The sequence below is a fragment of the Nostoc paludosum FACHB-159 genome, from assembly GCF_014698835.1.
GTDB classification, from domain to species: Bacteria; Cyanobacteriota; Cyanobacteriia; order Cyanobacteriales; family Nostocaceae; genus Nostoc; species Nostoc paludosum.
This window is the reverse complement of sequence record NZ_JACJTU010000042.1, coordinates 18,423-35,515: the sequence shown is the minus strand read 5'-3', so window position 1 is coordinate 35,515 and position 17,093 is coordinate 18,423. Positions and strand designations below refer to the sequence as shown.

Annotated in this window: 15 protein-coding genes; 8 read left to right on the top strand and 7 right to left on the bottom strand. The window is 41.1% G+C overall.

Annotated elements, in window-relative coordinates; all coding sequences use genetic code 11:
• Window positions 1-75: 75 nt before the first annotated feature.
• Window positions 76-210, bottom strand: a complete 135-nt coding sequence (locus H6H03_RS41510) for a hypothetical protein (RefSeq protein ID WP_277926193.1) — start codon at window positions 208-210, stop codon at window positions 76-78.
• A gap of 279 nt (window positions 211-489) precedes the next feature.
• On the opposite strand from H6H03_RS41510, the gene H6H03_RS29640 reads away from it, so the two are divergent.
• Together H6H03_RS29640 and msrB are read left to right on the top strand one after the other, a co-directional pair.
• The gene (locus H6H03_RS29640) at window positions 490-1,023 is read left to right on the top strand and encodes an MgtC/SapB family protein (protein ID WP_190958636.1); all 534 of its coding nucleotides are present in this window, start codon (window positions 490-492) and stop codon (window positions 1,021-1,023) included.
• A gap of 224 nt (window positions 1,024-1,247) precedes the next feature.
• Entirely contained in the window at window positions 1,248-1,742 is a 495-nt protein-coding gene (gene msrB / locus H6H03_RS29635; RefSeq protein WP_190958635.1) for a peptide-methionine (R)-S-oxide reductase MsrB, read from the top strand.
• A 102-nt stretch (window positions 1,743-1,844) separates the two neighbouring features.
• On the opposite strand, the gene H6H03_RS29630 is transcribed toward msrB, so the two are convergent.
• Together H6H03_RS29630 and H6H03_RS29625 are read right to left on the bottom strand one after the other, a co-directional pair.
• Window positions 1,845-3,107: an NAD(P)/FAD-dependent oxidoreductase gene (locus H6H03_RS29630; protein ID WP_190958634.1), complete on the bottom strand. Its 1,263-nt coding sequence runs from the start codon at window positions 3,105-3,107 to the stop codon at window positions 1,845-1,847.
• Window positions 3,108-3,316: 209 nt separating this feature from the next.
• Window positions 3,317-3,916 carry an MBL fold metallo-hydrolase gene (locus tag H6H03_RS29625; protein WP_190958633.1) on the bottom strand — a complete coding sequence of 200 codons (600 nt, stop codon included), beginning with the start codon at window positions 3,914-3,916 and terminating at the stop codon, window positions 3,317-3,319.
• A gap of 315 nt (window positions 3,917-4,231) precedes the next feature.
• On the opposite strand from H6H03_RS29625, the gene H6H03_RS29620 reads away from it, so the two are divergent.
• From H6H03_RS29620 to H6H03_RS29605, 4 genes are all read left to right on the top strand, one after another.
• On the top strand, window positions 4,232-5,413 hold the full coding sequence (locus tag H6H03_RS29620) for a pyridoxal phosphate-dependent aminotransferase (protein WP_190958632.1): 1,182 nt from the start codon (window positions 4,232-4,234) through the stop codon (window positions 5,411-5,413).
• 225 nt (window positions 5,414-5,638) lie between these two features.
• Entirely contained in the window at window positions 5,639-7,000 is a 1,362-nt protein-coding gene (locus H6H03_RS29615) for a cystathionine beta-synthase (protein WP_190958631.1), read from the top strand.
• A 13-nt stretch (window positions 7,001-7,013) separates the two neighbouring features.
• The gene (locus H6H03_RS29610) at window positions 7,014-8,150 is read left to right on the top strand and encodes a cystathionine gamma-synthase (RefSeq protein ID WP_190958630.1); all 1,137 of its coding nucleotides are present in this window, start codon (window positions 7,014-7,016) and stop codon (window positions 8,148-8,150) included.
• A gap of 502 nt (window positions 8,151-8,652) precedes the next feature.
• Complete coding sequence (locus H6H03_RS29605) at window positions 8,653-9,024, top strand: four-helix bundle copper-binding protein (protein WP_190958661.1); 372 nt, start codon at window positions 8,653-8,655, stop codon at window positions 9,022-9,024.
• A gap of 245 nt (window positions 9,025-9,269) precedes the next feature.
• Here H6H03_RS29605 and H6H03_RS29600 read toward each other — a convergent pair whose 3' ends face one another.
• The 3 genes from H6H03_RS29600 to H6H03_RS29590 all read right to left on the bottom strand — a co-directional run bounded on the left by H6H03_RS29600 (window position 9,270) and on the right by H6H03_RS29590 (window position 13,166).
• Window positions 9,270-9,752 (bottom strand): nucleoside 2-deoxyribosyltransferase, encoded by a 483-nt coding sequence (locus tag H6H03_RS29600; RefSeq protein ID WP_190958629.1) that lies wholly within the window; start codon window positions 9,750-9,752, stop codon window positions 9,270-9,272.
• Window positions 9,753-10,077: 325 nt separating this feature from the next.
• Window positions 10,078-11,877, bottom strand: a complete 1,800-nt coding sequence (modB, locus tag H6H03_RS29595; protein WP_190958628.1) for a molybdate ABC transporter permease subunit — start codon at window positions 11,875-11,877, stop codon at window positions 10,078-10,080.
• A 386-nt stretch (window positions 11,878-12,263) separates the two neighbouring features.
• Complete coding sequence (locus H6H03_RS29590; protein WP_190958627.1) at window positions 12,264-13,166, bottom strand: class I SAM-dependent methyltransferase; 903 nt, start codon at window positions 13,164-13,166, stop codon at window positions 12,264-12,266.
• A gap of 187 nt (window positions 13,167-13,353) precedes the next feature.
• Between H6H03_RS29590 and H6H03_RS29585 the strand changes: the two genes are divergently transcribed.
• Together H6H03_RS29585 and H6H03_RS29580 are read left to right on the top strand one after the other, a co-directional pair.
• Entirely contained in the window at window positions 13,354-14,865 is a 1,512-nt protein-coding gene (locus H6H03_RS29585; protein ID WP_190958626.1) for a hydroxysqualene dehydroxylase, read from the top strand.
• Between the two features lie 237 nt (window positions 14,866-15,102).
• Window positions 15,103-15,471: a DUF6464 family protein gene (locus H6H03_RS29580; protein ID WP_190958625.1), complete on the top strand. Its 369-nt coding sequence runs from the start codon at window positions 15,103-15,105 to the stop codon at window positions 15,469-15,471.
• Between the two features lie 124 nt (window positions 15,472-15,595).
• Here H6H03_RS29580 and fmt read toward each other — a convergent pair whose 3' ends face one another.
• A complete protein-coding gene (gene fmt, locus H6H03_RS29575; protein ID WP_190958624.1) occupies window positions 15,596-16,600 on the bottom strand; it encodes a methionyl-tRNA formyltransferase in 1,005 nt (334 codons plus the stop codon).
• Window positions 16,601-17,093 lie beyond the last annotated feature (493 nt).

Genomic DNA, 17,093 nt, shown 5'->3' with positions numbered 1-17,093 from the left:
CCTTTTAAACTACGGTAATTTGATAAAAATACCGTACTTTACTTACAGCTTTAGAGTATCACATATTCAACTTTACTAAGCAAGAAGTTTTTTAAGAAACACAGGGCATTGGGTATGGGGCATTGGGCATTGGGCATTGGGCATTGGGCATTGGGCACTTGTACTGAGCGCAGCCGTTGGCGCAGCCTCTCGTAGAGAAGTATTGGGCATTGGGCATGGGAAAAGACTTACTCTAACTTCTCCCCTGCTCCCCTGCCCCCCTGCCCCCCTGCTCCCCTGCCCCCCTGCCTCTACCTCTCGGAGGAATCGAGGAATTACAGCTTTCGGTATATTATTTTGCTTATTGATAACCTTTTGTTAAATTGTTCTTAATGTACGCCAAACCTATTGATTTATTGTAGTTAAGTTTTTATCTCTAGACGTGGGTAGTTATCCAGTCAACTAGCAATAGGCGTCCAATTCCGTTGTGTCTCTAGGAGAAATAAGATAATGGGGCCGATGTTTATTACTGCCAACGATTGGCCGCATATAGCGTTGAGACTGTCTTTGGCGCTGCTGGTAGGTTGCATGATTGGATTTAACCGTCAGCAAGGAGGTAGGCCAGCAGGGATGAGAACTTTTATGCTAGTGAGTATGGGTGCGGCACTATTCGTGATGATTCCTTTGCAAGCTGAGGGTGATAGTCCCTATGCTGCTATCAATGCACTGAGTAGGACAATACAGGGTGTAGCTACAGGAGTAGGATTTTTGGGAGCTGGATTAATCTTACAAGAGTCTCCCAGAAAATCTGCGACACCAAAAGTACGCGGGTTAACTACAGCTGCGTGTGTCTGGACAGCGGCGGGATTGGGGGCTGCCATCGGCTGCGGTCTGTGGCAAATGGGATTATTAGGAGGGTTACTGACCCTAGTCACCCTGAGTGGTGTGAAGCGGCTCAATCGCTCATTTATGTTTCCGATCGGTCAGGATAAGCAGGGCAGTACTCAAGATTTAACAAGTTCAGATGATGAAAATGATGATTGAAGAGAAATGCAGAATTTTAGTAGATTTTTATTTAAAGCGGGGAATCAAGTCAAGTGGATCGGATTTCCGTCCAGTCTTCTATGAGTAATTTGTTGTTTCTCATCTAATTTTAATCAGATTATCAGGGTTAATTCAGAGCGATCGCTAATTCTGATAATTAAAGCCGGGAATACCGTACTGGAGCTGATGGGCCAGTGAGCCAGGAAATAGAAAATAATAGATATATGGACAAGCGGTATTTTTTACAGGCTAGTGCAGTAATAGTTGGCACAGCTTTGTTATCAAGGTATATCAAATGGGGGTCAGAAGAAATGACAACTTCTAACAGTAGATTTGAAATTAGCAAACCTGAGGAAGAGTGGCGTCAGATTTTAACGCCAGAACAGTTTCGCGTATTGCGTAAACACGGGACTGAACGCGCTCACACTAGCCCTCTCGATAAACAATACGATGAAGGCACTTATTATTGTGCTGGATGCGAACAACCGTTGTTTACATCTGAGACCAAATTTAATAGCGGTACTGGCTGGCCTAGCTTTTATAAACCAATTGAAGGTGCGATCGCTACTACTGTAGATAGGTCGTTGTTTATGACTAGAACTGAAGTGCATTGTAGTCGCTGTGGTGGTCATCTGGGTCATGTTTTTGATGATGGCCCTGCACCCACAGGCCAGCGCTACTGCATGAACGGTGTTTCGCTGAAGTTTGTTCCTGCATAAATCGGGAGATGGGGAGATGGGGAGAGAAAAGGACAAGGGGACAAGGAGAATAATTCCTAACTCCTAACTCCTAACTCCTCATTCCTAACTCCTCACTCTTCACTAACGTTTTTTCACAGACAGAATTAAGCGAACTGAGCGATCGCGTGATAAATAAGTATGAAGCCAAGTAAGTAACACTAATAAGCGACTGCGGTGGCCAGGAAGATATATTAAGTGAACTCCCAGCCACATCAGCCAAGCCAAGCAGCCTGTAATGGCAAATGTGCCAATTTTTGCCACACCTGAATAGCAACCAATAATCACTAATATTCCTTTGTGGAAATAGCTAAAAGGTTGTGGTGATTTACCTCGAAATTGCAGCTGAATATTTCGAGCTACAGCCACGCCTTGTTGAAGTGCCTCTGATGCAAATCCAGCTAATGGTTTGCCGTTCTTTTCTAGATATGCCAGATCCCCAATGGCATAAACATTAGGTTGTTCTAGCAATTGCAGGGTGGGATGAACAATTAACTTGCGTTTATTTGCCAAAGAAGGCTCGTCTAATATTGTGGGATAATTTGCCTCTACCCCCGCAGTCCAAATGACGGTTGCAGTTGGAATTACCTCATCGTTTTGCAGATATACAGATTCAGAAGTCACTCTAGTGACTTTGGAAAGCAGATAAACCTCTACTCCTAGTTGATGTAATCGTTTATGAGTGTAAGCTCCTAACTTTTTTGGCAGTTCGGCCAATAAGCGATCGCTAGATTGTATTAGAATCAACCTCACTTGGGGCAAAAGTGTGGGATAATCTCGACGCAAATGACCTCGAAGCATTTCTGCTAAAGCACCCGCCACTTCAACACCGGTTGCTCCACCGCCGACAATTGTAAACGTCAGCAGTTGTTCGCGTCGTGATGAATCAGATTCTTGAATAGCTCGCTCAAAACAAAACAAAATCTGATTGCGAATGGCTATTGCTTCTTCTAACGTTCTCATGGAAAAAGCATATTCTGAAGCCCCAGGAACTCCCAAAAACTGCGTTTGGCTTCCAGTTGCTAGCACAAGAAAGTCATAGCTAATTAAACAAGTTTCTGTTTCAATAGTTCGTTTGGAAAAATCAATTTGCTTAACTTCAGCCATTAAAAACTGAATCTTAGCTTTATTCCGTAAGAAAGAGAATCGCCGTAAAATTGCCCGAATCGGGTAAGCAATGTACTCAGGTTCTAATTGACCTGTGGCAACCTGATACAACAACGGTACAAAGGTGTGATAGTTGTTGCGATCGATTAATAGTACATCTATACCAGAATCAGCTAAACATTTTGCAGCTTGCAACCCACCGAATCCAGCGCCAACAACGACAACGCGGCAACTGTTCATCCTTCCCCTCTCAATTTACGTAGCTAGTCAGTCAAATTGCTAACTACCAATATATTGATAACAGTTCGGTGTCGCATCTGCCACTGATTGTAAACTTCCACATTGCTTAAAAAAAAAAGGAACTTCTCATAACACTCAATAATAGTTTTAAAAAAATGTATAAATTTTGGCTGGAATGATGCCTAAGGCGAAGGCATCGTTCCAGCTATTTATAACGTTGCCACAAGTTCCTTTAAGCGATCGCGTCCATCGCGGAACACAGGCCAACCATCCCCCACTAACACAGCTTCTACCTGGCTGAGTTCTGCCAATCTCCGCACAGAAGCAATAGCCTGCTCTCGATTCAGTAGCTTGTCATCAGGTAATATTGTCAAACTACCTGCCTTGCGTGCCCGTACTAAATCCCCTGTAATCAACGTTGTTTCCTCCAGTAATAGAGCCAGTTCACCGGGCGTTTTAGAACCTTGGAGTTCAATCACCTTTAGTCCGGGTACAAATTCTTCACCATCAGATAGCCAGCGATCGCAGTGTATGGGAAAACTGTCTTTTTCCGCCACAGGACCGGCTATCTTGGCATAAGTTTGATCGGCAATTTCTTTACTTGCCCTGACATGTTCGGAATTCGTCAACACAATCCAACCCACACCACCGAGGGATTGCAAATGATTCCAATCATGGTTTGATAGCGCTACTGGGTCAATCAAGATGTTGCCATCTGGGCGAATCCAGGCAATCCCATTGAAATCAATATTTCTTGCCGGATTGAAACTAGACCAGCTATAGAGATCGGGACGGTGCAAAGATTTCATGATGATTCTGGATTAGTACCTTCAATAATTGACTATTAATCTCAATAATTTAGTATATAGGGGACTGGGGACTGGGGATTAGGGATTGGGCAGGGGGAACAGGGGAAAAGGGAAAAGGTTAAAGGGAAAAGGGAAAAGGAATAAATTTAATCTTTCCCCTTACCCCTTTCTCTTTCCCCTTGTCTTCTTCCCATGCCTAATTCTCACTCCTTCCTCTCGATTGGGAATTTGAGTATACTACGATAAATCTATCGATATTACGGTTTTATTTGGGTTTACAGAAATTATCGTATAAGAGGCAAAGGGGTGAGTCAGATGCAGCGCCAAAAAATATCAGCCAAGGCAGGCCAGTTTACGGAGTCGGTAATTCGAGAAATGACAAGGGTGGCACTGCAATATGGTGCGGTGAATTTAGCCCAGGGATTTCCTGATTTTCCTTGTCCTGAGGAGTTGAAGCAGGCAGCTTATGAAGCAATAGAGGCTGATGTTAACCAATATGCTATCACTTGGGGCGATCGCCCATTTCGGGAAGCGATCGCCAACAAAGTTCGCTGGTATCTCGGCTTAGATATCAACCCCGAAACTCAAATCACTGTGACTTGTGGTTCCACAGAAGCAATGGCAGCTGTAATGCTGGCCACAGTAGATCCTGGTGACGAAGTAATTGTATTTGAGCCTTATTATGAAAACTATGGCCCCGATGCAATTCTAGCTGGCGCTACACCCCGCTATGTGACACTACATCCTCCACATTGGACATTTGATGAAACACAGTTGCGTCAAGCTTTCAACGCTAATACCAAAGCCATTATTATTAATACACCGCACAACCCCACCGGCAAAGTCTTCACCCGTGAAGAACTCATCCTAATTGCCGAACTTTGTCAAAAGTGGGATGTACTAGCCTTTACTGACGAAATCTATGAACACATTCTCTACGATGGCGCTCAACATATCGCCTTAGCAACTCTTCCCGGAATGGAAGAACGCACAGTTACCATTAACGGACTATCCAAAACCTACAGCGTCACCGGATGGCGAGTCGGCTATATTCTAGCAAACCCAGAATTAACGGCAGCCATTCGTAAAGTCCATGATTTCTTAACAGTAGGTGCCCCTGCACCATTGCAACGAGCCGGAGTTGCCGCCATGCAACTACCGCCATCCTATTATCAAGAATTAGCCAAACTCTATCAACAGAAGCGAGACAACATTTTACAAATTCTAGATCGAGTTAGTATTCCCTACTTCCTTCCCAAAGGAGCCTATTATGTTCTTGCAGATATTTCCCAATTCGGCTACAAAAGCGACGTTGAATTTACTTACCATTTAATTAAAGATATTGGTGTTGCTGTAGTTCCTGGTTCCAGCTTTTTTCACCAACCTGAAAAAGGACATTCATTGATTAGATTCTGCTTTAGCAAAAGACTTGAAACATTGCAAGCAGCAAGCGATAGATTACTCAAACTCCAACCAACTCTACAACCAACATCCTAAGAGGATTTTCTTATCTTTGCGACCTTTGCGTCCTTTGCAGTTCGTTTTTACATCTAAATGTATCCAACATTCAATAATTGGAACTCTTTAGTTTTTGTAATAATGATTACCAATTATAGCAACATATTTGAATCGTGAAATTAATTTTTTTAACAAACCGCGAAGTACACAAAGTACGCAAAGATAACCAAGACAGCATTTTATAACTCATTAATAGCTGCTATTATGACTACTTACGAAAATATATTGCAAGCAATTGGTAGAACTCCATTAATCAAACTTAACAAGATTACCGAAGATATTCACTCAACTATTTATGCCAAAGTAGAATATCTTAATCCTGGCGGCAGCACCAAGGATAGAATTGCCTTAACTATGATTGAAGCCGCAGAAAAAATAGGTCAACTCCAACCTGGTGGTACTATTATTGAAGCCACCGCAGGCAATACTGGCGTAGGATTAGCTTTAATTGCAGCAGTAAAAAAATATCGCTGTATATTCGTCATGCCTGATAAAATGAGTCAGGATAAAATCAATTTGCTCAAAGCTTATGGTGCGGAAGTAGTTGTTACTCCCACATCTGTACCGCCTGACTCACCAGAAAGTTATAACGGTGTAGCGGAAAGACTTGCCAAAGAAATACCCAAAGCTTATAGGCCAAATCAATTTGAAAACCCAAATAATCCTTTAGCACATTATTTAACTACAGGCCCAGAAATCTGGTCAGATAGTAATGGTAAAGTGGATGTGTTTGTTGCCGGAATGGGAACAGGTGGTACAATTTCCGGAGTTGCCAAATATCTCAAAGAGCAAAATCCAAATATCGTAATTGTTGGTGCAGATCCGGAAGGTTCAATTCTTTCCGGTGACACACCCAAATCTTACAAAGTTGAAGGAATTGGCGAAGACTTTATTCCCAAAACTTTTAATCGTCAAATAGTAGATGAAATGGTTCGGGTTAGTGATAAGGAGTCATTTAATATGGCTCGTCGTTTAGCACGGGAAGAAGGCTTATTAGTAGGAGGTTCGTGTGGTACAGCAGTAGCCGCAGCATTGAAATACGCAGCTAGATTAACAGAGCCAAAGTATATTGTAGTGCTATTACCAGATACGGGAAGAAATTATATTAATAAAATTTACTCAGATGCGTGGATGCAGGAAAATGGGTTTTGGGAAGGTACAGCAGTCAAAAGTACTAAAGTTGGAGAAATTCTTGCTCAAAAAACAGATTTTCCTTCGCTAGTTGCTGTTAGTCCCCGTGATACTTTGAGCCAAGCCACAAACTATCTGCAAAAATTAAATATTTCTCAGCTACCAGTGATTGATAATCATCATGTAGTAGGAAGTATTAATGAAGCTTCTTTAATGAAATTCCTACATGATGGTATTAACTTTTCCAATCAGGAAGTTTCAGCAGTGATGGGTAAACCACTACCAATTCTTGATGAAGAAGTTGATGTTTCAGAAGCTTATCGGCTGCTTTTATCAGGAACCACAGGCATTATTATTAAGCGCGGTGATGTTCCTATTGGATTAATTACCAGAGCAGATTTAATTAGATATTGGATTAGCCAAACCCAAGAATAATCAAGGAAAAATAATGGAATTTGAAACTAAAGCAATTCATGAAGGTCAGCAATCAGACCCCCAAACAGGTGCAGTAATTGTCCCTATTTATTTGACTTCCACCTATGAACAAGAAGCCATAGGTCAGCACAAGGGATATGAATATTCTCGCACAGGAAACCCTACGCGCACTGCTTTAGAAGAGGCTTTAGCTTCTATTGAAAATGGTAAATTTGGTTTAGCATTTGCCTCTGGCTTGGCTGCAACCACCACTGTATTAAGTCTGCTCAAAAGTGGCGACCATATTGTTGCTGGCGATGACTTATATGGTGGTACTTATCGTTTGTTAGAAAAGGTTGTCAAAAATTGGGGTGTGACAACTACCTATGTAGATATTGATAATATCGCTGATTTTGAATCTGCAATTCTACCAAATACTAAGTTAATTTGGATTGAAACTCCTACCAATCCTTTGTTAAAAATTATTGATATTGCAGCCTTAGCGAATATTGCCCGCAAACACAATCTGATTTTAGTAGTTGATAATACCTTTGCTAGTCCTTATTTTCAAAGACCGTTAGATTTAGGTGCTGATATTGTAGTTCACAGCACTACGAAATATCTAGGGGGACACAGTGATATTATTGGTGGCGCAGTTATTACATCTAATGAGCAACTATACACGGAACTGAAGTTTTATCAAAATGCGATCGGAGCTATTCCCAGTCCTTTTGATAGTTGGTTAGTGCTGCGAGGAATTAAAACTCTTGCTGTGAGAATGCGAGAACATGAAAAAAACGCTTTATTTTTGGCTAAATTTTTAGAAAAGCATCCTAAAGTTGAGCGAATTTATTATCCAGGCTTACCTACCCACGAACAACACCAACTAGCAAAAGAGCAAATGTCTGGCTTTGGGGGGATGATTAGTTTGGAATTAAAAGGCGGTTTTGCTGAGGTTGAAAAATTTGCTTCTCGACTTAAGTTGTTTTTGCTGGCTGAAAGTTTGGGAGGAGTTGAGTCGCTGCTTTGTTATCCCACGAAAATGACCCACGGTTCTCTACCAGAAACAGAACGACTTAAGCGGGGAATAAAGGATAATTTAGTCCGTCTTTCAGTAGGAATTGAGCATCAGCAAGATTTACAAGCTGATTTAGAAAATGCTCTTTCTTGAAATTAGGAAGTAGGCAGTGCAGAGTGGATGTAGGAGTAAAGCGCAGAATGCTTTACTCCTATAGTGTGTATGCACGGGTCAAGAGATTTTCATGCTGTTGTTGTGTAACTTTGAAGCATGTCTAATTTCAAGCTAATATAACTTAATAATTCTTGAATTAATATAAGTTAATAAATATTTTTTTAGGCATTTGTTAAAAAAAATGACATTATTTTCTCTCGAATATTTAGCTCTCACTTTTGATCCCCAACGTAAAATTGATTTGTCCGATAAACTCCACTTAAAAACGGGAGTATCCAAGCCTTAACATGTATGAATCTTTGCAAAAACAACACTAAATAACTGGAGAATTAATCTAAATTTCCGGTAATTATATCGGGATAGTAGGCTTATAAATTCTGAAGAAAAAGCCCCATTGACTGCTAAAAAAGATAGGGCTACTGTTATAAGTAGTCCTAACAAGGACGTTGTTAATGCATCAATAAATCAAGAGGTATTTCCTATGATGATGATGATGACTGAAACCATGACTTCAGAAATGCAAGCTTGTATAGATGCTTGTATGAACTGTCACAAAATGTGCATGGAAACCATGACTCACTGCATGAGCAAAGGTGGTATGCACATGGATAAAACCATGATGAGCATGATGAGCATGATGCGTGATTGCGCTGAAATGTGCATGATGTGTATGAACATGATGATGGGCGGTTCTGAGTTCATGGAACGCACTTGTATGCTGTGTGCAGAAATGTGCGATCGCTGCGCTATGGCTTGTGAAATGATGAGCGACGATGCCAAAATGATGGAATGTGCTGCTGCTTGCCGCAAATGTGCAGAATCTTGCAGATCTATGCACATGATGACCGCATAATTCTCCCACTTCGCAGAAGTTTCTCTGCAACCTAATATTCAAGCGCTCAGGCTCTTTGGGTCTGGGCGCTTGAAGTATAGCAAGGGACTGGGGACTGGGGATTAGGGATTAGGTGAAAAGTCTTTTTGTGTCTAAGTTTTATCATCTGTCGATGTCCTAACCACTTTGGCTATTGCTATAAAAACCTAATTCAGAATTCAAAATTCACAATTTAAATAGGCTTTAAAAATCACAGCAAATTACAGTTAAATCTGGTTTGTAAAATTAGGCAGAACTTGAAAATCGTGATAATGTCTTAACACTTGCAGCAATTCTTTCTCTGTTATTGCAATGTATTCCAAAGGTACGCATATCATTGGATTGAGTTTTGAGCCGATGAATGCTGCGCGAATATCAGTATGCAAGCCAATTATCAACTTGTTTGGATGCTGAAGTTTTTTGTGGGTATATGCAACTCCAAGCTCTACACAGGCTCCTTCGTCAGGTACACGTCCATCTAATACAAATAAAAATACGTCAGACTCCATAATTTTTGCTGTATCCAGTTGGAACATTGCCAATCTACGTTCCTCTTTGGTCATTTTGTCGTAAGGTGGCTTATGCCGTTCTGCACCATCGCGCTGTGGTAAAAAGACTTGATAACCGAGCGATTCGAGTTTTTCAGTGAGGTACTGGTTAAAGTGTAGTTCAGCTTGTGAAAACAGAGGTGCAGCAAAGTAAATGAGCATAAGAGGCTGACTCAAGTAGGAGTGGGGAGTGAGCAATAGGGGAGGAAATTTTTTTGATGTTATGAAAAAACGAACCGCCTTCTCTAAAAGAGGCTTCCGCCAACGCGTAGCGTCTCGCAGAGAAGAACGCCAAAGAAGATAAAGGTGTGCAAGCTTATAGAGAATTGGTATAAGTCGTAATCGTATAACAATTTAACGCTAGTTTAGGGCACAAACTAATCGTAAAATACCTACACAAATACCTACACAAAAAGGTTTTTAAGCCTATTGCCTATTGCCTATTGCCTATTGCCTATTGCCTGTTCCCTACTCTACATCTATGCGTTTATTCCATTAAAATTAGCCGCAAAGGATCTAAACGCACATACCAAGGAAAAGGTTTGTCTTTGATAGTTATCCATTTTTCTTTAAACACTTCAGCTTGCAAATGGTAATCTTGAGAATTATTAGCAGTAGAATGCAGTTTCAAAAACAATGTTATTCGATGGGGCGTTTCACTCGTCCGTGCTAGCCAACAAGGGAAGGTGTTTTCACACGATGAGTCGCTAGTTAAGATAATTTGATGGGCACGAATGCCGATGTGAGACAGTTGACTGTTCGTTGCTTCCACGACTTGGAGAGTGCAACCCCAATCAGTTGCTTCTACCTGTTGCGCTGACTGAAGAACAATCCGGGAAAAGTTTTTACACCCAGTGATTTGAGCAACACCCACAGTGTTAGGACGCTCGAAAATATCGTATTTGCTACCATGATGGACGACTCGGCCATGCTCTAATACCAACAGATTCGGGCAAAGCCGATAAGCTTCTTCCATATTATGGGTGACAAATAAAGCCACGCCTTGGTAGTCAGCAAGAGTTTCTGTCATTTGCTGCTCTAATTGACTACGCAGATGAGTATCGAGTGCCGAAAAAGGTTCATCCAAAAGCAATGCTTCTGGTTGACTGGCCAATGCTCTTGCTAAGGCTACCCGTTGTTGTTGACCTCCTGAAAGTTGGTGTGGGTAACGATCGCCTAATCCCTGCAACTGCATATTTAATAATAGTTCTTCTACCTGTACTCTAATACTTCCCGCCGACAATCCTTTAGGCAAACCAAAAGCGATGTTTTGCGCGACACTCATGTGCGGAAACAGAGCATAATTCTGCACTAAAAAACCAATGCGGCGATCGCGACTAGGTACATTAATTCCTTTTTCCGAGTCAAACAACACTCTGCCATTTAAAACTATCCGCCCTCTTGTCGGCGTTTCTATCCCCGCAAGGGAACGCAAAATCATGCTCTTACCTGCACCTGAACCCCCCAATAAACCCAAAGGCTGCTCATTACTGGTGAAAGCCACTTTTAAATGAAAACTAGGAAGTATTTTTTCAATGTCAACAAACAATCCACACGACTCAAAATTAGAGTCCGGCCGATAAAAAACTTCTCCTCCTGCCTCCTGCCCCCTGCCCCCTGCCCTCCTCTTCTCCCTCACTTCCTGCCAGAAGTTAACCCCAATAATTCCAGATAGAGAAATCACCATAATTGCGATCGCCCAAAACCACGCTTCGTCCATCGCTCCTGCTTCCACAGCAAAATAAATTGCCATTGGAATTGTCTGCGTCTGTCCGGGAATGTTACCAGCCAGCATTAATGTTGCGCCGAATTCTCCCAAAGCACGGGCAAAGGCGAGGGTTGTGGCAGCTAAAATACCAGGTAGTGCTAGGGGTAAACTAATACGCCAAAAGATTGTCCTTTCTGTTGCACCAAGGGTTCTGGCTACCCGCAGCAGATTGCTATCGATTTGTTCAAAGGCTCCCAGTGCAGTTTTATACATTAGCGGGAAAGAAACAACTGTAGCGGCGATCGCTGCACCATACCAAGTAAAGACAATGGTCAAGTCAAAAGTCTGCATCAATTTCCCTACAGGGCCATTTTTGCCAAAAAACAGCAGCAACAAGAAACCTACAACTGTCGGCGGTAAAATTAGAGGAGCAATAAAGATACCCTCAATCAAAGATTTACCTTTGCCACGATATCCCAGCATCCAGTAGGCAGCAGCAATGCCCAAAAAGAAAGTAATAAAAGTAGCAAGTAATGAAGTTTTGAGTGATATCCAAAGCGGCGATAAATCCAACGGCATAGTTGCGTAAGGAAAAATTAGCTCAACTAATCCCTAATTTACCAACTTTTTAAAACCAAAGTTGGTAAATTCCACCTGATATGAATTAGAAATGCTGATTATTCTAGAGACAGCGATTTATCGCGTCTTTGCGATCTAGAATTTTCATCAAAAAACCTTAACCGAACTGTATTGCACCATAGCCTAGAAAGGGAGAGATTTGGAGAGAGGTTTTCTAGATGGCGTGAAAAGTTAGATCCCTGACTTCTAGTAAGAAATCAGGGATATTGGCGATCGCTAATTTTCACAAATCAGACCAATTTGAAAAAAGAATGCAACAAATAGACCATTTTGTAAAGACGCGGCTCATCGCGTCTTTACCCAAGGATGTGTTGCTAGTTTCTGAATTAGTCCAGTTTAGTGCTGTAGGCGCTAAAACCATAAGCCAAAGTTGCTTTTAAACTAGCTGGCGGTCTGAGACTTTGATTGATAGCTTTAGCAAACGGCACCCGAATTCCTTTAATAGTTTCTGGCAAGATTGCATATTCTTCTGTTGGTTCAACAATATACTCTGGACATTTCGTTTTCATCCCAGCACTTGCCAACATTTCCTCTATTTCAGCAGCTGAATATTGCTTGAGATAAACTGGATTTCTCACAAATGGATTCAACTTTCTCACAAAATTATGGATGATATGAGAAGGGCAAGACTTATTGTGAAATGAATGATTAAAAACAAAAATTCCACCAGGTTTGAGTACGCGAGATATATCTGCTAATAAATTTCTTAATTGTGCATCTGGAATATGCATAAATACACAATTAGAAATTACTAAATCTATAGAATTATCTGCTAAAGGTAATGTTTCAGCAGAATTACAAATTATATTAAACTCAGCTTCTGGGAAAAAATTGTACTCTTGTTTAACTTTGATTAATCGTCGCAATAAAGTTTCAGAAATATCAATCCCATAATATTTTTCACATCTCAAATTTTTAGCTTTAGAGAGATGTAAAGGTGCGCGACCATAACCGCAACCAATCTCCAGAACTGAATCAACAGATTTATTCAATGGAAATTTATTCCAAGTACCTCCAGGCGTACCAGTTAGCAGAGTGTAATCTTGTTTGATGGGCGATTCATCTGCGACTGCTTCAATTTTTTGGGAACCATAGTATGTTTTACCGATTTTATCCCAAGTTTTTTTGTGTTGAGTACTGTTCAAATCTTTGTAGTCGCTAGGAAAATAAATTCCATCTCGTAATTCATAGTCATCTAGACTGAATTTTAGATTTGCTAATTGAGCCATTAGGATTAATCCCCATAAATAATTAAATCTGTTTTCTGTTATACTCTTAGCTCAGCATTAACCGCAAGGAGTTTTTACTCAACTGCTTCCTCATAATAAAATTTTAGATTTGATATTTTTGATTGTGTAGTCCTACGGAGAAGCTACGCTATCATAAATTCTTGGATGGGAAGAATCGGAGGCTACGATGGTGGAAGGGTCACAACAAAAACGAGTGGTAGTTGTTGGTGCGGGTTGGGCAGGTTTAGGAGCAACTTACCATTTGGCAAAACAAGGCTATGATGTGACACTTCTAGAAGCAGGTTCTTATCCCGGCGGACTGGTAGCAGGTTGGCAAACACCCGCAGGAAAATCTGTAGAAGCTGGCATTCATGGTTTCTGGTATCCTTACAGAAATATTTTCTCACTCATTAATGAATTAGGAATTAATCCTTTTACTACTTGGACTCGTTCTTCCCAATATTCGCCTGCCGGATTGGAAGTTGAATCACCAATTTTTCAAGACTTACCGCGACTCCCAGCACCTCTGGGGACTTTTCTCTACACTCAGTTTAAACGGCTGCCACTAATTGACCGCCTCAGCGCCTTACCTTTACTTTATGCTGTTGTTGATTTTGATAATTCTGATGCAGCTTGGCGGCGTTATGATTTTCTCACTGCCCGCGAACTATTCAAAGATTTTAATGTTTCTGCAAGACTTTACCGCGACGCTTTTGAACCAATGTTATTGGTAGGTTTGTTTGCCCCTGGCGAACAATGTTCAGCCGCTGCAACTTTAGGGATGCTTTACTATTTCATTTTGGCTCATCAACCGGATTTTGATGTGGTTTGGTGTCGGGGAACTGTAGGAGAAAAAATATTTCGTCCTTGGGTGGAACGTATTGAAAAAGCTGGTGCGCGAGTATTACCCAAGCGACGGGTAACAGACTTAATTGTTGATAATAATCATCGAGTAAAAGGCGTGGTTTGCGGTGATGAAGTTTTTGATGCCGATGCTGTGATTTTTGCAGTCGGAATTACAGGTATGAAGAAAATTGTTTCAACTAGTCCGAATTTACAAAGTCGTGAAGAATTTCGGAATTTGAGCAATTTAGGAGCAATTGATGTTTTAGCAACTCGGTTATGGTTCGATCGCAAAATTAATATTCCTCGTCCTTCCAATGCTTGCTTTGGATTCGATGCAACTACAGGTTGGACATTTTTTGATTTGAATGCCCTACATGATGAATATCGCAATGAACCAGGAACAGTAATTGAAGCCGATTTTTATCACGCAAATCAATTTCTGAGTTTGAGCGATGAAGAGATTTTACCAATAGTTCAGCGTTATTTAGCAACTTGCATACCAGAATTTCGCCAAGCAAAGCTAATTGATAGCAGTGTAATTCGCCTACCTCAAGCGGTGACTCACTTTGCACCTGGTAGCTACCGTCATATGTTGCAAGCTAAAACCAGTTTTGAGAATGTGTTTATGAGTGGAGATTGGATTATTAACCGTCATGGTTCCTGGTCTCAAGAAAAAGCTTACGTTACTGGTTTAGAGGCGGCGAATTTGGTGGTGTCTTATTTAGGAGAAGGTCAGCCATCTGAGATTTTACCTGTGGAAGCGGATGAAGCGCATATAGAAGTGGCGCGATCGCTCAACCAAACAGTACGTGATTTTACCAAATCTATCCTGCCTGAATTTTGGTTGCCGTAGCTTTTAGCGATGTACAGATGTACATCCCTACTTCTTGCAAATATAACGATTGAAGCATACTTTAGGACATAAACTGTTTGTAAAATCAAGAAACCAACAGATTTTCAAGACTGTTACCTGTTGCCTGTTCCCTATTGCCTGCTATATCGTGAATTATTAATTGTAATCTGAATTCGGTAAGCTAAAGAAAGTTATTGCGATAACATCCTTATAATGTAAATCAAATCACATAAGCTTATGGAGCCAGACTCTTTACAAACTGAGGTGATTCTCACGCATCCGCGTGAGTCCCTCGGTAGAGTGCAACTTGATTGGACACCCCAACCTGGAAACTATCTGGATTTTGAAGGTAAAACCTACGCGGTTCTAGAACGCCGTCATCGATATCAACTTAAGGCAGGACGCTATCGTTTGCATAATATTGCCATTTATGTCCAGTCTGCGAAACGGCCATCGGAGAAAAGTTTGGTAGAAGGACGTTGGGTAATTGGCGATGCAACTTGTCGCTACAATGCCCATTCAGAAATCATTCGCTGTGCAGTCAACCCAGATGGGCCTTGCGAATCTTGCCGCTTTTATGAAAACTTAGAAGTTAAGAGTGCGTGATGAGTGCACAGACGCAATTATACTCTTAGGAGAAGCCGCTCTTCGAGCGTCTACGCGTCTGTACAAGAGTTAGGAGTGAGGAGTTATTCTCCTTGTCTTTTTTGTCTCTCTACCCCTCCGTACCTCAACTTCCCATACCAAACACTTCCCCTAAAGTTAAGCGACTACCATTAACAAAGTCCCATCCGGACTGGGGACGTTTACCAGCTAGCTGAACCTCTCGCAACAGCAACAAACCTTCCCCAGTTTGGACAATTGCCCCAATTCCTTTAGCAATACTTACTACAACTCCTGGCCTATCTGATATATTTGACAAATCAGGTAATTTATGCATTAGTTCTTGTAACTCTGGTGGTAGCTGGCGATCGCCTTTTGTAGCAAGGGGAACAGAAGCGGTGATTTTTACCGGGTTGTCACGAAAGCTAGCTGTGCAGTTAGGGTAAAAGCCTCTAATTTGATTGTGTAATTGGATAGCGCTTTTTGACCAATCTAAACCATAATCTTGTTTTTGAATCAAAGGTGCATAAGTAGCTTCTAAATTATTTTGGGGTATTGGTTGAATTTCTTTACTTTCCAACTTCAACAAAGTTTCCACCAACAAATCTCCACCAATTGCAGCCAGCCTTTGAGCTAAATCTTGGGCATTATCTAGTAATTCAATGGGTGTAGTAGCTATTTGGAGCATTGCACCAGTATCCATGCCTGTATCCATTAACATGGTGGTGATCCCAGTTTCCGTTTCACCATTATACAAACACCATTGAATCGGCGCTGCACCTCGATATTTCGGTAAAATCGAGCCATGCACATTAATACAACCCAATTTTGGCATATTGAGGATTTTTGAGGACAAAATCTGTCCATAGGCAACAACAACAAACACATCTGCATCTGATTGTTTGAGTTGATTCAATGTTTCAGTGTCTTTCTTTACCCGCTCTGGTTGCCATACTGGTAAATTATGAGCAGTGGCGATCGCTTTTACAGGTGAAGGAGTCAGTTTATTTCCACGCTCTCGACGTTTATCTGGTTGGGTAACAACTGCCAACACCTCAAATTTGGAATTGTCTAATAACTTTTCTAAAGTTGGGACAGCAAACTGGGGAGTACCAAAAAATACGATTTTCATTCGCCATTAATCATTAGTCACTAATCACTAGTTAATGGTAAGTGTGCCCCTGATAAGTGACAACTTTTATGTTAGATATTTATAATTTGGGTCTTTGGTGGTAAGATGTTATCGTATTTGTTGAAACTATATACTGCTTGATTAACTTAACTACATTAAGTTAGCAACAATAAAAGTTCATATAAGCTGCATCTCCCTCTAGTTAGCTCAAAGGTCTGCGTGCTTGCGAGTTTCTAGAACATCTACCCAGTAGATATTGCTCTTGTGCTGATAATTTTGCCAAATTTCAGCGTTTAATTTCCTTGCTTTTTTACAAAAGCATTGCGTCCCAAGTGTTTCTGTACCTGAGATTGCAATTTATAACTTAGGGTTGCTGGCAGCAATATTTTCTGAGTATGATGTATTATGTGTCTGCTTTCCCAGCTTTTCACGTAACGCCTCACTACCATTACCGGGGTTTGCACTGAATAGAGTCTGTAAACTGCTTTAGTTG

Bases quoted from the DNA above. Each gene is read 5' to 3' on its own strand.
- H6H03_RS29640 (WP_190958636.1), top strand. From the start codon at position 490: ATGGGGCCGATGTTTATTACTGCCAACGATTGGCCGCATATAGCGTTG.
- modB (WP_190958628.1), bottom strand. From the start codon at position 11,877: ATGCCGTTGGATTTATCGCCGCTTTGGATATCACTCAAAACTTCATTA.
- msrB (WP_190958635.1), top strand. From the start codon at position 1,248: ATGGACAAGCGGTATTTTTTACAGGCTAGTGCAGTAATAGTTGGCACA.
- H6H03_RS29580 (WP_190958625.1), top strand. From the start codon at position 15,103: ATGGAGCCAGACTCTTTACAAACTGAGGTGATTCTCACGCATCCGCGT.
- H6H03_RS29620 (WP_190958632.1), top strand. From the start codon at position 4,232: ATGCAGCGCCAAAAAATATCAGCCAAGGCAGGCCAGTTTACGGAGTCG.
- H6H03_RS29605 (WP_190958661.1), top strand. From the start codon at position 8,653: ATGATGATGATGATGACTGAAACCATGACTTCAGAAATGCAAGCTTGT.
- H6H03_RS29630 (WP_190958634.1), bottom strand. From the start codon at position 3,107: ATGAACAGTTGCCGCGTTGTCGTTGTTGGCGCTGGATTCGGTGGGTTG.
- H6H03_RS29615 (WP_190958631.1), top strand. From the start codon at position 5,639: ATGACTACTTACGAAAATATATTGCAAGCAATTGGTAGAACTCCATTA.
- H6H03_RS29625 (WP_190958633.1), bottom strand. From the start codon at position 3,916: ATGAAATCTTTGCACCGTCCCGATCTCTATAGCTGGTCTAGTTTCAAT.
- H6H03_RS29585 (WP_190958626.1), top strand. From the start codon at position 13,354: ATGGTGGAAGGGTCACAACAAAAACGAGTGGTAGTTGTTGGTGCGGGT.
- fmt (WP_190958624.1), bottom strand. From the start codon at position 16,600: ATGAAAATCGTATTTTTTGGTACTCCCCAGTTTGCTGTCCCAACTTTA.
- H6H03_RS29590 (WP_190958627.1), bottom strand. From the start codon at position 13,166: ATGGCTCAATTAGCAAATCTAAAATTCAGTCTAGATGACTATGAATTA.
- H6H03_RS29600 (WP_190958629.1), bottom strand. From the start codon at position 9,752: ATGCTCATTTACTTTGCTGCACCTCTGTTTTCACAAGCTGAACTACAC.
- H6H03_RS41510 (WP_277926193.1), bottom strand. From the start codon at position 210: ATGCCCAATACTTCTCTACGAGAGGCTGCGCCAACGGCTGCGCTCAGT.
- H6H03_RS29610 (WP_190958630.1), top strand. From the start codon at position 7,014: ATGGAATTTGAAACTAAAGCAATTCATGAAGGTCAGCAATCAGACCCC.